At 67.5% G+C, this 12,449-nt stretch carries 12 protein-coding genes; 6 read left to right on the forward strand and 6 right to left on the reverse strand.

Annotated features, from left to right (window positions below; genetic code table 11):
• The first annotated feature begins 2 nt into the window (after positions 1 to 2).
• Positions 3 to 1,337: a hypothetical protein gene (locus ACAM55_RS04295; protein ID WP_369654824.1), complete on the forward strand. Its 1,335-nt coding sequence runs from the start codon at positions 3 to 5 to the stop codon at positions 1,335 to 1,337.
• Complete coding sequence (locus tag ACAM55_RS04300; RefSeq protein WP_369654825.1) at positions 1,325 to 4,735, forward strand: efflux transporter outer membrane subunit; 3,411 nt, start codon at positions 1,325 to 1,327, stop codon at positions 4,733 to 4,735. The genes ACAM55_RS04295 and ACAM55_RS04300 overlap by 13 nt, the downstream gene beginning before the upstream one ends.
• Before the next feature lie 38 nt (positions 4,736 to 4,773).
• Here ACAM55_RS04300 and ACAM55_RS04305 read toward each other — a convergent pair whose 3' ends face one another.
• The gene (locus tag ACAM55_RS04305; RefSeq protein ID WP_369654826.1) at positions 4,774 to 5,052 is read right to left on the reverse strand and encodes an HU family DNA-binding protein; all 279 of its coding nucleotides are present in this window, start codon (positions 5,050 to 5,052) and stop codon (positions 4,774 to 4,776) included.
• A gap of 206 nt (positions 5,053 to 5,258) precedes the next feature.
• On the opposite strand from ACAM55_RS04305, the gene ACAM55_RS04310 reads away from it, so the two are divergent.
• Both ACAM55_RS04310 and ACAM55_RS04315 read left to right on the forward strand, forming a co-directional pair.
• On the forward strand, positions 5,259 to 5,513 hold the full coding sequence (locus ACAM55_RS04310) for a hypothetical protein (protein WP_369656489.1): 255 nt from the start codon (positions 5,259 to 5,261) through the stop codon (positions 5,511 to 5,513).
• Positions 5,514 to 5,614: 101 nt separating this feature from the next.
• Positions 5,615 to 5,818 (forward strand): hypothetical protein, encoded by a 204-nt coding sequence (locus ACAM55_RS04315; protein WP_369654827.1) that lies wholly within the window; start codon positions 5,615 to 5,617, stop codon positions 5,816 to 5,818.
• Positions 5,819 to 5,825: 7 nt separating this feature from the next.
• On the opposite strand, the gene ACAM55_RS04320 is transcribed toward ACAM55_RS04315, so the two are convergent.
• The 4 genes from ACAM55_RS04320 to ACAM55_RS04335 form a co-directional block, all read right to left on the reverse strand.
• The gene (locus ACAM55_RS04320; protein ID WP_369654828.1) at positions 5,826 to 7,841 is read right to left on the reverse strand and encodes an AsmA family protein; all 2,016 of its coding nucleotides are present in this window, start codon (positions 7,839 to 7,841) and stop codon (positions 5,826 to 5,828) included.
• Positions 7,842 to 7,962: 121 nt separating this feature from the next.
• Positions 7,963 to 8,409 (reverse strand): universal stress protein, encoded by a 447-nt coding sequence (locus ACAM55_RS04325; protein WP_369654829.1) that lies wholly within the window; start codon positions 8,407 to 8,409, stop codon positions 7,963 to 7,965.
• A 114-nt stretch (positions 8,410 to 8,523) separates the two neighbouring features.
• Positions 8,524 to 9,216 (reverse strand): response regulator, encoded by a 693-nt coding sequence (locus ACAM55_RS04330; RefSeq protein WP_369654830.1) that lies wholly within the window; start codon positions 9,214 to 9,216, stop codon positions 8,524 to 8,526.
• The gene (locus ACAM55_RS04335) at positions 9,213 to 10,796 is read right to left on the reverse strand and encodes an ATP-binding protein (RefSeq protein ID WP_369654831.1); all 1,584 of its coding nucleotides are present in this window, start codon (positions 10,794 to 10,796) and stop codon (positions 9,213 to 9,215) included. The genes ACAM55_RS04330 and ACAM55_RS04335 overlap by 4 nt, the downstream gene beginning before the upstream one ends.
• 164 nt (positions 10,797 to 10,960) lie before the next feature.
• Between ACAM55_RS04335 and ACAM55_RS04340 the strand changes: the two genes are divergently transcribed.
• Together ACAM55_RS04340 and ACAM55_RS04345 are read left to right on the forward strand one after the other, a co-directional pair.
• Entirely contained in the window at positions 10,961 to 11,224 is a 264-nt protein-coding gene (locus ACAM55_RS04340) for a hypothetical protein (RefSeq protein ID WP_369654832.1), read from the forward strand.
• Positions 11,221 to 11,532 carry a hypothetical protein gene (locus ACAM55_RS04345; protein ID WP_369654833.1) on the forward strand — a complete coding sequence of 104 codons (312 nt, stop codon included), beginning with the start codon at positions 11,221 to 11,223 and terminating at the stop codon, positions 11,530 to 11,532. The genes ACAM55_RS04340 and ACAM55_RS04345 overlap by 4 nt, the downstream gene beginning before the upstream one ends.
• 235 nt (positions 11,533 to 11,767) lie before the next feature.
• Here the strand turns inward: ACAM55_RS04345 and ACAM55_RS04350 are convergent, their stop codons facing one another.
• Complete coding sequence (locus tag ACAM55_RS04350; protein WP_369654834.1) at positions 11,768 to 12,448, reverse strand: response regulator; 681 nt, start codon at positions 12,446 to 12,448, stop codon at positions 11,768 to 11,770.
• Position 12,449: the final 1 nt, after the last annotated feature.

Genomic DNA, 12,449 nt, shown 5'->3' on the forward strand with positions numbered 1-12,449 from the left:
CCATGCAGCTCTTCCCGTTCTCGCGGACTCTGGCGCATTGCGCCGTGGCATCGGTGGCCTTGGCGCTGCCGATGTCAGCGGCGTTGGCCCAGCAGCAGCCGCGGCAGCCCGCCGGAGCGGCGCAGCAGGCGCTCGCGCGGCAGAGCTGCGAGGGGCTTCGGCGGGCCGTGGCGGAGGACCAGAAGGGCGCCGCTTCCGGGCCACTGTTTCTCACCAGCTACCGATTGGCTGACGCGAAGCAGGGCACGCCGCTGGAACCTGCGCTGGCGGGCGTGGCCTTCACCTATGACAACGCGCTGGCCGGCATCGCGCTGCTGGCATGCGGCGACACTGCCTCGGCCAAGCGCATCGGCGACGCGGTGGTGCGTGCGATGGAGCGCGATCCGAACGCAGCCGACGGGCGCGTGCGCAACGCCTACCGCGCGGGTCCGATGACCGAGGACAAAGCCGCGCTGCCGGGGCGGTGGGACACGGCCAAGAACCAGTGGATCGCCGACGCCTACCAGGTGAGCACGGCCACGGGCAACGTGGCCTGGGCGGCCTTGCTGCTGCTGAACCTGAATGAGGCCGAGCCATCGCCCGCCTACCTGGCAAATGCACGCAAGCTGCTCGGCTGGATCGAGCAGCGCACGCGGGCCAGGAACGCGCCCGACGGCTACAACGGCGGCTGGTATGGCTGGGACAACGCGCAGCGCGCGCAGACCTGGAAATCGACCGAGCACAACATCGATATCGCCATGGCGGCCGCATGGGCGGCGCGTGCAGCGGGCGGACAGGCCGACGCGGAGCGCCGGCAGGCGCGCACGGCGCTCGACTTCGTGGGCCGCATGTGGAACGCGTCTGAGCAGCGCTTCTACATCGGCACCAAGGAAGACGGCGCCACCATCTCCACCGAGGGCTCCGGCCTGGACGCTCAGCTGTGGCCTGTGCTCGCCGCGCCCGAAGGCTCTTGCGCCTGGACGCGCGGGCTCGAATGGGTGGAGAAGAACCATCGCTCCGGCGAAGGCTACGGCTTCTCGCGCAATCCCGACGGCATCTGGACCGAGGGCACTGCCCAGGCCGCCGCAACGTTGGTGGCACGCAAGGGCGCGGCGCCCGAAGCCTTGTGGCAACTGCTCGCATCGCAGCGCGCCGGCAACGGCCTGTACTACGCAACGCCCAGCTCGCGCATTTCCACCGGCCTGGCCATTGGCCCGGACTCGGCCGGTGCCGACTTCTTCTACTACCGCTGGCCCCATTTGGGCGCCACCGCCTGGATCGCGCTGGCCGCGACGGGCCTCAACCCCTTTACCGGCAAGACCACTGCCGCAGGAGCTACTTCACCATGTCCCACCTGATCGCCACACCGGAGTTCCAGCTCAACGCCCTTGTGGCGGGGCTCGCACTTCTCCTGATGACGTGGGGGCGGGTCCAGCGCGCCTCCCATCGCATGCTGTTCGGCGCGCTCACGGCGTTGCTGTTGATGCGGTATGTGGTGTGGCGCGTGGCCGCCACCATGCCGCCTTCGGACCTGGGCTTCGAAACATTGTTTGCCTGGGTGTTCCTCGCCTTCGAGCTGACGGCCATCGTCTACACGCTCATGTCCATCCACATGCTGGTGCGGCGGCGCGACAACCATCAGCTGGCCGACCGCGGCGAAGCCGAGCTGCGCAGCCGCGGCGCGAAGGTGCCGGCGGTGGACGTCTTCATCTGCACCTACAACGAAGAGCTGGCCGTGCTGGAAAAGACCATCCTCGCCGCACAGGCCATCGACTATCCGCAGGTGAAGATCTGGGTGCTCGACGACACCCGGCGCGACTGGCTGCGCGACTATTGCGAGCGCAAGGGCGTGCACTATGCGCGGCGGCCCGACAACAGCCACGCCAAGGCCGGCAATCTCAACAACGGGCTGCGCATTTCGGCGGGCGTGACCAACGCGCCGTACATCCTGGTGCTCGATGCCGACTTTGCGCCCCAGCGGCAGATCATCTATCGCATGCTGGGCCTGTTCGCAGACCGCAAGGTGGGGCTGGTGCAGACGCCGCAGTTCTACTACAACGCCGACCCCATCCAGCACAACCTGCGCGCCACCGACAGCTGGGTCGACGAACAGCGCGTGTTCTTCGACGTGCTGCAGCCGGCCAAGGATGCGGTGGACTCGGCCTTCTGCGTGGGCACCTCGTTCATCGTGCGGCGCGACCTGATCACCGCCGCGGGCGGATTTCCGGTGGGCAGCGTGTGCGAGGACATCCACACCACCTTCCTGCTGCTTCGGCATGGCCACATCACGCGCTGGCTGGGCGAGCGGCTGTCGAACGGCCTGTCGGCCGAGAGCATCATCGACTACATCAACCAGCGCAGCCGCTGGTGCCTGGGCACGGTGCAGCTCGCGCTTCTGCCCGAGGGGCCGCTGCGCGGCAAGGGCTACAGCTTCTCGGCGCGGATGCACTTCCTGCACGGCCTGCTGCACTGGCTCGGCAAGCCTTTCATGGCGCTGGTCATGCTGGCGCCGGCGCTGTACTGGTATGCGGGCGTCTCGGTCTTCCATGCCACGCCGCAGGCCTTTGCCGCCTACGGGTTGCCTCCGCTCGTGATGTTCTGGGCCTACAGCTACTGGATCAGCGAGCGGCGCTGCCTGCCCGTCTTCAGCGAGGTGAGCCAGCTGGTGGCGGCCATGGCCGTCACCAGCACGCTCGCGAGTGCGATGCTGCGGCCCTTCGGCCGGCCTTTCAAGGTGACGAACAAGGGGCTCGACCGCTCGAAGACGGTCGTGCACTGGAAGCTGGTCGCCATGTTCGGCGGGCTCCTGGTGGCGCTGCAGCTCGGCGGCGCATCGGTCGCCTTGAGCGGCGAGGCGCTCACGCCCGGCGACGAACTCAACCTGGTGTGGACCGGCATCGCACTGCTGCTGTGCCTGGCCGCGCTCATGGCCTGCGTCGACCTGCCACGGCCGGAACAGGAAGAGCGCTTCCCCTGGCGCGCGCTTACCCGGGTCCGCACCGCGGCTGGAGAGGGCGAGGCACGCTTCGTCAACATCGCGGCGGACGGCGCCTTGCTGGAAGCCGAGGCGCCGCTGAAACGCATGCGCGTGGGACAGCCGCTCGAGGTGTACGTCGATTCCGTGGGCTGGCTGCAGGCGCGCCTTGCGCGCAAGAGCTCCGCGGGTGCCGAGCTGCGCTTCGACGCCACCTCCGAGGCCCAGCGTGAACAACTGGTGAGCCACGTGTTCACCCTGCCGCCGAGCCACGTCGCGGTCCAGGTGCGGCCGTGGCGAGCCGCTTCGGCATTGCTCGAGAGCGCGGGATTCGGAGCGCCCGGAGCGGGCTTCATGCGCCTCTTTCTGCGGCTCTTCCTGCTGGTGATCGCGACATGCGTGGTGCTGGTGGTGAGCGGATGCAATCTCACGCCGCCACTCAAGCAGCCCGACCTGGCCGCCCCCGCGCAATGGCCGGCTGGCACGACGGCGCCAAGCGCCGAGCCGGTGGACTGGCGCAGTTTCGTGCAGGACGATGAACTGCGCGGGCTGATTGCCACCGCGCTGACGCAGAACCGCGACCTGCGCGTCTACGCTGCGAAGGCGCGCGAGGCCCGGGCCGTGTATGCCGGAACCCGCGCCTCGCTGTTCCCGCAGATCGGGCTGTCGGGCCACGCCCAGCGCGCGCAGACCACGCCGCAGGGGTCGCTGAGCCCGATTGGCAATATACCGACCAACGGGGGCGTGTCCAACAGCTTCGATGTGCAGGCCGGCGTGACTTCGTACGAACTCGACTTCTTCGGCCGCCAGCAGAGCACGGCGCAGCAAGGCGGCGCCTTGGCCGAAGCAGGCGACAAGGACTACGCGGCCGCGCGCATGAACCTGGTGGGCGAGGTGTCGAATGCATACCTCACGCTGCGCGCCGACCGCGCCTTGCTCGCCCTGGCGAATGCCAACGAAGGCGGGCTCTCCTCCAACGCCGACATGATCGGCCGCGCCAAGGCGGCCGGCGGCGCCGCGCAGCTGGATGTTTATCGCGCGCAGTCGCTGTTGCAGAACGCGCGGGTGCGGCAAGAGGAATACCGCATGCGCGTGGCGCAGGATCTTCAGTGGTTGAACGTGCTGGTCGGCCAGCCGGTGTCACCGGACACGGGCAGCGCCCGGCCCTGGCCAGAGCGTTCGACGGCGCCGGTGACGGCGGGCTTGCCTTCCAGCCTGCTGCAGCGCCGCCCCGACCTGCTGGCCGCCTATTCGCGGGTCGAGGCCGCCAATTCGGGCGTGGGTGCGGCCAAGGCCGCCATGCTGCCGACCATCTCGCTCACGGCCTTGGCGGGCGGCATCAGCGGGGATTTCTCTTCGTTGCTGAGCAGCGGCAACAGGAGCTGGGCCGGCGTGCTTGGTGTGTCGCTGCCCCTGTTCGACTGGGGGCGCCGCTCGGCCAATATCACCGCCAACGAAGAGCGGCTTGCAGCCGCCATGTCGTCGTATGAATACGCGGCGCAGGTAGCTTTCCGCGAGGCCGCCAACGCGTTGATTGCCGAAGATCACCTGCGACCTCAACTGGAGGCCCAGCAGATCCGCGTGCAGTCGCTTGAAAAAGTGGCCAGCATTTCACAGACGCGCTTTCGCGGCGGCCTGGAAGACTACTTCTCGAGCCAGGATGCGCAGCGCGAACTCTATGCCGGGCAGCAGCAGTTGATCGAACTGCAGCTCAAGCAGGCCGTGAACCTGGTCAACCTGTACAAGGCGCTCGGAGGCGGGTGGAGCAGCGCGCAGGGTTGAGCGAGTGCGCGCCGCTGGTCAATGCAGGGAGGAAAGGATCAGCCCGCGTTGACGGCGTCCTTCAGCGCCTTGCCCGCCGAGAACTTGGGACTCTTGCTTGCCTTGATGGTGATCGGCTGGCCGGTCGACGGGTTGCGGCCGGTGCGTTCGGCACGGCTTGCCACGGTGAAGGTGCCAAAGCCGATCAGTTGGACGGACTCGCCACGCACCAGGGCACGCGACAGGTGTTCGAGCGCCGAATCGAAAGCGCGGCCGGCGTCGGCCTTGCTGAGGTTCGTGTCTTCCGCGATGGCGGCAATGAGTTCGGTCTTGTTCAAAACAGGAGTTCCTTTTCAGTAGAACGGTTGTGGAATCTATCGGTGACAGCACGCGAGTTTGACGGAATGCGCCGCTTGATTTTCGATCGGCACCGTGACGGATGTCGCTGATCGTTCGTCGAATGCGATCGCATCTTCGCAGGTGCGTGAAGTACTGGGCAGAGTTGCATCTTAGATATCCCTGCTGGCGAAAACCAAACCCGAGCGTGAAACAGTTCCTGGATAAATGTTATGGCGCCTTCTATCTTGGCGCCCTTGCGCACGGCCATCAGGCTGCTCGCGACGTCGATTCACAATTTCAACAAGGAGCCCCCATGAAAAAAACCGCTGCCACCCTGATGTTTGCCTTCGCCATCTCTTTGCTCATGAGCGGCTGTGTGGTTCCCGTCTACGAGGGAGGGGGCGGGCAAAAAGGTGGAAACTTCTGCCCGCCCGGACAAGCCAAGAAAGGCAATTGCTGAACTCGGGCAGGCCTGCGCCATAAGCCTCCCCTGATCCCACGTGATCGATGGACAAACCCGAACCCCCCGCCTTTCGAATCCGGAACTGGCGGGGGACATTGATGGCCGCCCTGGTCGGCCTTTTGATCGCGCTCGCAATGGCCATGAAATGGCTTGTCGAACTTCAGGTCCAGGCGGCAGAGGAACGCCGCTCGCTCGAGGCGATTGCACGCGCGGCGCAGCTGCGCTGCTTCGAGCTCGCATCGCATCGCGCCACCGAGGCATGCCGGGCGGCTGTCGCGGCCAAGCGGGGATCCACGCCCTGAGCGACAGTCACTGCTGACGCTGCTTCGCCGGCCGCACGGCAGGTGCCTGCGGCTTCTTGCTTGCGGCGGCCTCCAGCGGCGCACATCCCGCGAACTCCTGGGTACCCACGTTCAACAACGGCAGCAGCGCTGCAGCCGGAGCCACGGCGCCCAGCGCCACCGCGGCACCCAGCTTGAGCGCGACCGCGCCCTTGTCGACGCCGACATCCGGGTTCTTGAGGGTGCCCTTGACGTACAGCGGCGAGCGCAGCGAAAGAACGCGCAGTGCCTTGTTTCGCGGCTGGATCTCCAGCGCCAGTTGTTCGTTCGAGAGGTTGATGAGCCCGGTCACGTCAATGACCGATTCATCAGTGTCCAGAACGAAGGAGCGGGCCTGCATCACGCCTTGCGTCACCTTGAAATCGCTGGCCAGGCAGTTGAGCTGGACCTGCCTGTCGCCGAAGAGCTGGGTTGCCACCACGTTGCCGATGTTCAACCCCATGGCTTCGAGCAGAAACTTGCTCATGGTGCCCTTGCTCACCAGCGCCTTCACCTCGCCGTTGGAAGTGCCCAGCAGGGCCGCAATGGAGTTGCCGGAGGCGGACAACGCCGCGTCGCCGCCCACTTCGCCCAGGCTGGCGCGCATCGTGTCGAGGCTTGGAAAGAGCTCCTTGATCTTCAGGCGCCGCGCCGAGAGTTGCAGGTTCGCCCGGATCGGGTTCTGCCGGCCGTCGAGCCTGGCCGTCGCGGCCAGCGTGCCGCCCGCGACGCCAAAGCTGAGCGGCGTGAGCGAGAGCACGCTGTCCTCCAGATGCAGATCGGCCACCAGGCTCTCGATGGGCAAGTCCTTCGCATGCAGGATCTTGCGGCCCGCGAACTTCACGTCCGCGTCGATGCTGCCCCAGCTTGCCGTGTCGAACTTTTCCACCGGCAGTACCTTGTCCGCCGGCTGGACGGCCGCGGCGCCCCGCCTGGCTTTGCTGGCGTTGGAGTCCGCACCGATCAGCGGCGCCAGGTCTTGCAGGCGCAGCTGGTTGGATTGCACCTGCCCGCGCAGCAGCGGCCGCGGCTGCCGCGAGATGTATTCCAGCGTGCCCGCAATGTCGCTCGCACCCACGCTGCCCTTGAAGTGTTCGTAGAGCCAGCGGCCGCCGGCCTTGTCGAGCTTGCCGACCAGATGGCCTTCGGTACTGAAAGGAGGCGTGTTGGGCAGGGTGATGCCGGTGATGGGGTACAGGTGCGCCATGCTGGCGCCCGAGAGCTTGAGCCGCAGGTCCAGTGCCGCCAGCGCGTCGGGCTTGGTCAGCGTGCCGGCGACGTCGATGCGGGTCGCGCCGATCTGCACGCCGGCTTGCAGCGGATAGGGCTTGTTGTCCTGCTGCAGCGAAAGCACTGCGCCGGCCTGGCCGGTTCCGCGCACCGGTGTTTGCCGGAAGGTGCCACTGAGCTTCCAGCCGATGCCGTAGCCCTCGGCGCTTTCTTTCGGCAGGCTGTCGATGTCGACCTTCAGATCGACTTTTGCCATGGCATCCACGAGCTTCACCGTGCCATGGCTCAGCACCAGCCGCTGCAGCTCGAGCTTCCAGAGCGATGGGGCCGTGTCGCCGGAGGCCAGTGTCCAGTTGTTCTTGCCATCGGCGGTACGTTCGAGCGAAAGCAAGGGGCCGTCGAGCTCCAGCGTCGGAATCCGGATCGTGCGGTTCAGCAGAGGCAAAGGGTTGAGGGAGAAGGTCAGCTGCCTGATCTCGGCCAGGTGCGCCCCGGTCTTGCCCCATTCGGCATTGCCCAGGGTGATGTCTTGTGCCTTCAACCGGGGCCAGGGTACCCAGCGCCGCCAGCCGGTTTCAGCCTCGGGGCTGTCCCACTGCAGGACCAGGTCGCCCTGGATCGCGAAGGGGCGGCCGGTCGCTTCGCTGACGCGTTGGCTGATCCAGGGCCTGGCGCGGTTCCAGTCGAAGCTCAAGGCAACCGCGAGGCAGATGGTCACCAGGACCGACAGGATCAGCAGGGTCCAACCCGCGAGGCGGGGGAACATCGATTTCATTCAGACTCCCTTGAGACGGCCTTTGCGTGATGCAGCAATGCCGTGGACTGTACCTTCCACGGGTCTGCGCAGGCCGCAGATGGAGTCGAAGGGGCGGGTTCCTTCCGCCAACGCCGTGCGGCTACCGCAGCACGAGCACCGGAATGTGCGAGTGCGTCAGCACATGCAGCGTCTCGCTGCCCATCAGCAGCCGCGCAAAACTGCGCCGGCCGTGGGAAGCCATCACGATCAGGTCGCACTGTTGGTTCTTCGCCGTCGCGATGATGGCCTCGGCCACCTGGTTCGACTTCACGACGATGGCCTGGGCGCCGCGGACCCCCTTGGCGGTTGCGGCGCTCTGGACCGCATCGACCAAGCGCTGGCCGGTCTGGTTGGCCTGCTCTTGCGACGCTTCGATTTCGCGCTGGTTCAGCATCATCGAACCTTCGAAATAGCCGTAGGGCTGGACATGCACGACGTTGACGCTCACCAGTTCGGCCCGGGTCAGCACGGCAAGGTCGATGGCGGTTGCAACCGCCTGCTCGGAGAGCGAAGAGCCATCGGTGGCGACGAGAATGCGCTTGTACATGGCCAACTCCTCGGCCCCCGGCACTGCGGGTGCCTTCGCACTCAGTCTAGGCACGGAGCGTCTCCCCTTCAAGCAAAGTAGCTTGGCTGCGGCCTCTAATCGCAGCGAGATCGCTCAGCCCTGCACCGGCGCCTCCCAGGCAAACCCCACGCCGTAGACCGAGCGGATCCAGTCGTGCGACGGCGTGACGGCGCCGAGCTTGCGCCGCAGGTTCTTGACGTGGCTGTCGATGGCGCGTTCGGTCACGTCCATGGTGTCGTCGTAGGCCAGCTCGAGCAGGCGCGCGCGCGAGAAGATGCGGCCCGGGTGCCGCGACAGCACCTGGAGCAATCCGAACTCGCGCCGGGTGAGGTTGAGCGGCGTTCCTTCGAGCGAAGCGCGCCAGTGCACGTCGTCCAGCACGAGGCCCGGCGTGCCCTGCCGGGACTGGTCGCGATCATCCGGCGGCACGGTGCGCCGCAGCACGGCGCGCACGCGCGCCACCAGCTCGCGCGGGGAGAAAGGCTTGCACACATAGTCGTCGGCGCCAAGCTCCAGCCCGAGCAGGCGGTCGACCTCCTCGATGCGCGCGGTGAGCATGATGATCGGATGGCTGGTGTGTTCGCGCGCGCGGCGCAGCACCTCGATGCCGTCGAGCCGGGGCAGCATGATGTCCAGCAGCGTGAGGTCGGGTGGCGAAGCGATGATGTGCTCGAGCGCGCTCTGGCCGTCGGCGAAATGCACGGTTTCGTAGCCGGCGTGGCGCAGGTAGTCCTGCACCACCGAGGCGATGTCGAGTTCGTCCTCGACGATGACGATGCGGGTCATGGCGAAGCGCTCCTTGAAAGCGGAAGCGTGAGAATCACACGCAGTCCTCCCAGGTCGGACGCCTGGGCATCGATGGTGCCGCCGTGGGCCTCGATGGTCGCGCGGCAGATCGAAAGTCCGAGCCCGGAGCCGCCGAGCTCGCGGCTGCGCGACGATTCCCCACGGAACAATCGGTCGAACAGGCGCGGCATTTCCGGCTCGGGAACGCCCGGCGCGCTGTCGTCGAAATGCAGCGTGAGCCGGTTGCCCGACCAGGCACCATCGACCGTGACGCCGATGCGCAGCTGGCCGCCGCCGTCGGTGTAGGCGAGCGTGTTCTCCAGCAGGTTCATGAACACCTGGTGCAGCCGGTGCGCGTCGCCGTCGATCATCGGCTGCGCCCACGCCGAGACCAGGTCGATCGCGCTGCGGTCCACGGCAATGCTGCGTGCGGCGAAGCGGTCGCGCGTGTGGTCGAGCGCTTCCTTCAGCAGCGAGAGTGGAAACACGGCCGTCGTGAGCAAGTCGCTTTGCGGCTCGCGCATGCTGCTGCGCAGGTCGTCCACCAATTGGCCGAGCCGGATCACCTGCCGATGGAGCCGCAGCGCGGTGCGCTCGTCGAAGGTGCGCACGCCGTCTTGCAGGGCCTCGATTTCGGCGCGCATGGCCGCCAGCGGCGTGCGCAGCTCGTGCGCCGCGTCGGCCAGCCAGGCGCGGCGCGACGCCTCGACCGTGTCGAGGCGCTGTGCCATGTCGTTGAAGGTTTTGCCGAGCAGCGCGAGTTCGTCCGAACCCTGCACGGCCACGCGCGTGGACAGCCGCCCGCGCGCAACGTCCTGCGCCGCCTGCGTGAGGTCGTCGATGGGCCTGAACCAGCGGCGTGCCAGCAGCCATGACAGCATCAGGGCAAACACCAGCCCGCACAGCCCGGTGAGGCCGATCACGCCCGACTGGCGCGCGAGAAAGGCGCGGTCGGCCTCGCTCTCCAGGCCCTGCACCGGCGCGAGCATCAGGTAGCCGACGACCGACCTGCCGTGCCGAAGCGGCAGGCGCGCGGCATTTTCCTGGTCGACCTGCGCGCCGACCACGCGCGCGCCTTGCGCGTCGACCACGGCCAGGCGCTGGTAGATCGAGTCGGCGGCTTCGCGCGGATCGGGAAAAGACCATGGCGGCGGCAGCGGCACGAACCGCTTGGGCAGCAGGTCGAGCTGGGGCGATTGCGCAGGAGGGGGTGGGCGGGCGCCGTTCTCGGGGCCGCCGTCGGGGCCATTGCCGCCCGGCCCGCGGTTTTCGTACCAGGGGGGAAGCTTTCGTTCGTCGGGGCTGCTGGCACCATCGAGCACGGCCGCCAGCCGGCCCATCTGCAGGCGGTGCCAGGCATCGTCGTTGTCGCGCAGCTTCTTCCAGTCGCCGTTGGCGGCGTAGTGCTTCAACAGCAGCTGGGAGAGCCAGTCCATGCGGCGGATCTCGATCTCGGCCACATAGGAGCCCAGGCCTCGCTGCAGTGCAACGATGGAAAGGCCTGCGAAGCTGAGCAGCAGAACGATCAGCAGAGCGGCCAGCGCCAGGAAGATCTTCCTGGAAAGCGTCAGACGCGGCATGGGCTCGGGAGATGCATGGCCGCATTCTGCGGCATGCGTTCGGGGCTAAGGGGCGTCATGGGGAAACCGCCGATCTTGATTTCGAATTGCGGAGAAATATGGGAGAACGCTCCTCCCACATTTCTCCCGAATCGAATCGCACGATGCATGCCATGAATCCGCGCATGCATCGACGCCCGAACAAGACTTTCCAGGCCCTTGCGGCCTCCGCGCTCGCATGGGCCGGACCGGCCCATTGCGCGCCGCCGGCCTTCGCGTGGTCCTGGTCGGAGGTCTGGTCCGACCCGGGCATGGACACGCTGCTGTTCGCGCTGACCGGCCTTTTCTGGCTGGTGACCCACGTGTGGGCGCTGGTGGTGGTCTGGGCTGAAGCGCGTGCCACCCGCTCGGCCGTGGCCGGCACCGCGGCAAAGAAGGAGCAGCCATGACGCAGGCGAGAAAGCCGCAGGCCATCGGACGCCGGGGTCTGCTGGCGGCCGTTGGCGCGGCCGGTCTATCCGCCGTGGCGCCCCCGATCGATGCCGCTCAACGGGTACTGCCGCTGACCGCGCAGGCGACGCAGGGCCGCTACTCGGGGTTCGGCGGGCAGGGCGAAGACCGCGCGCTCTCCTTCGAGGGCAACACCTTCCTCCGCGGCAGCCAGCAGGCCGACCGTGAGGGAACCGTGGCATTTGCCACCGTCTATACCGGCTGGGATGCGGCGCGTACACGGGCCATCGTGCCCCAGCGCGCGTGAGCGCCGTCTGGCTCGCCCGCACCGAGGTGCCGCAGGACAACAGACCCATGGTGCAGCGCCTCGTGGGCTTGCTGGTTTCATGCGGGCTGGCGATCGGCATCGTGATCGCCGCGCGTGGCGGGTGTGCGGCGGACGGCAGGGCCGACGCAGGGAACTCTGCTCTTTCCACCCTTGCACCGATCATGGCCACCGGAGGCCGAGAGACCCGCCTCCCGCACTCGGAGTGCAAAGGGCCTCAGGCCGGCCGTTCCTCGAAGACGAAGCCGACGCCGTAGATCGAGCGGATCCAGTCGTGCGAGGGGGAGGCGGCGGCGAGCTTCTTGCGGAGGTTCTTGATGTGCCCGTCGACCGCGCGTTCGTTGACGTCGAGTGCGTCGGGGAAGGCAGCTTCGAGCAGCGCCGAGCGCGCGAACACCCGGCCCGGCTCACGAGAGAGCGTCTGCAACAGGCGCAGCTCGCGGCCTGTGAGCACAGCTGGCCGGCCCTCGATCTGAACGCGGCCCGGCGCATCCCCGAACGCCACCGAAGGCGACGGCGTGGCCAGTCGCCGCCGCTGCGCATGCCGGCGCAGGACCGTGTTCACGCGTGCCACCACCTCCCGGGGTGAAAAAGGCTTGCACACATAGTCGTCGGCACCGAGGTCCAGCCCGCGCAGCAGGTCCGCTTCGCGGGTGCGCGCCGTCAGCACGATGATCGGATGGTCGCTGCGCGAGCGCACTTCTTCGAGCACCCGCAGGCCGTCGATGCGCGGCAGCGCCGTGTCGAGCAGCGTGAGCGCGGGCGGTGACGTGAGGATGCGGTCGAGCGCGGCAACGCCGTCGTCGATATGCTCGACGTGATGGCCGGCGCGCTGCAGGCCTTCGAGCAGCAAGGCGGCCATGTCGCGGCCTTTTTCGACCAGCAGGATGCGGCTCATG

Origin of the sequence: Variovorax sp. V213, assembly GCF_041154455.1 — a bacterium.
Lineage (GTDB): Bacteria > Pseudomonadota > Gammaproteobacteria > Burkholderiales > Burkholderiaceae_C > Variovorax.

What these genes read in the sequence shown, in the direction of transcription:
- ACAM55_RS04295 (WP_369654824.1), top strand. Translation starts at nt 3, where the DNA reads ATGCAGCTCTTCCCGTTCTCGCGGACTCTGGCGCATTGCGCCGTGGCA.
- ACAM55_RS04300 (WP_369654825.1), top strand. Translation starts at nt 1,325, where the DNA reads ATGTCCCACCTGATCGCCACACCGGAGTTCCAGCTCAACGCCCTTGTG.
- ACAM55_RS04315 (WP_369654827.1), top strand. Translation starts at nt 5,615, where the DNA reads ATGGCCGCCCTGGTCGGCCTTTTGATCGCGCTCGCAATGGCCATGAAA.
- ACAM55_RS04320 (WP_369654828.1), bottom strand. Translation starts at nt 7,841, where the DNA reads ATGAAATCGATGTTCCCCCGCCTCGCGGGTTGGACCCTGCTGATCCTG.
- ACAM55_RS04325 (WP_369654829.1), bottom strand. Translation starts at nt 8,409, where the DNA reads ATGTACAAGCGCATTCTCGTCGCCACCGATGGCTCTTCGCTCTCCGAG.
- ACAM55_RS04330 (WP_369654830.1), bottom strand. Translation starts at nt 9,216, where the DNA reads ATGACCCGCATCGTCATCGTCGAGGACGAACTCGACATCGCCTCGGTG.
- ACAM55_RS04335 (WP_369654831.1), bottom strand. Translation starts at nt 10,796, where the DNA reads ATGCCGCGTCTGACGCTTTCCAGGAAGATCTTCCTGGCGCTGGCCGCT.
- ACAM55_RS04340 (WP_369654832.1), top strand. Translation starts at nt 10,961, where the DNA reads ATGCATCGACGCCCGAACAAGACTTTCCAGGCCCTTGCGGCCTCCGCG.
- ACAM55_RS04345 (WP_369654833.1), top strand. Translation starts at nt 11,221, where the DNA reads ATGACGCAGGCGAGAAAGCCGCAGGCCATCGGACGCCGGGGTCTGCTG.
- ACAM55_RS04350 (WP_369654834.1), bottom strand. Translation starts at nt 12,448, where the DNA reads ATGAGCCGCATCCTGCTGGTCGAAAAAGGCCGCGACATGGCCGCCTTG.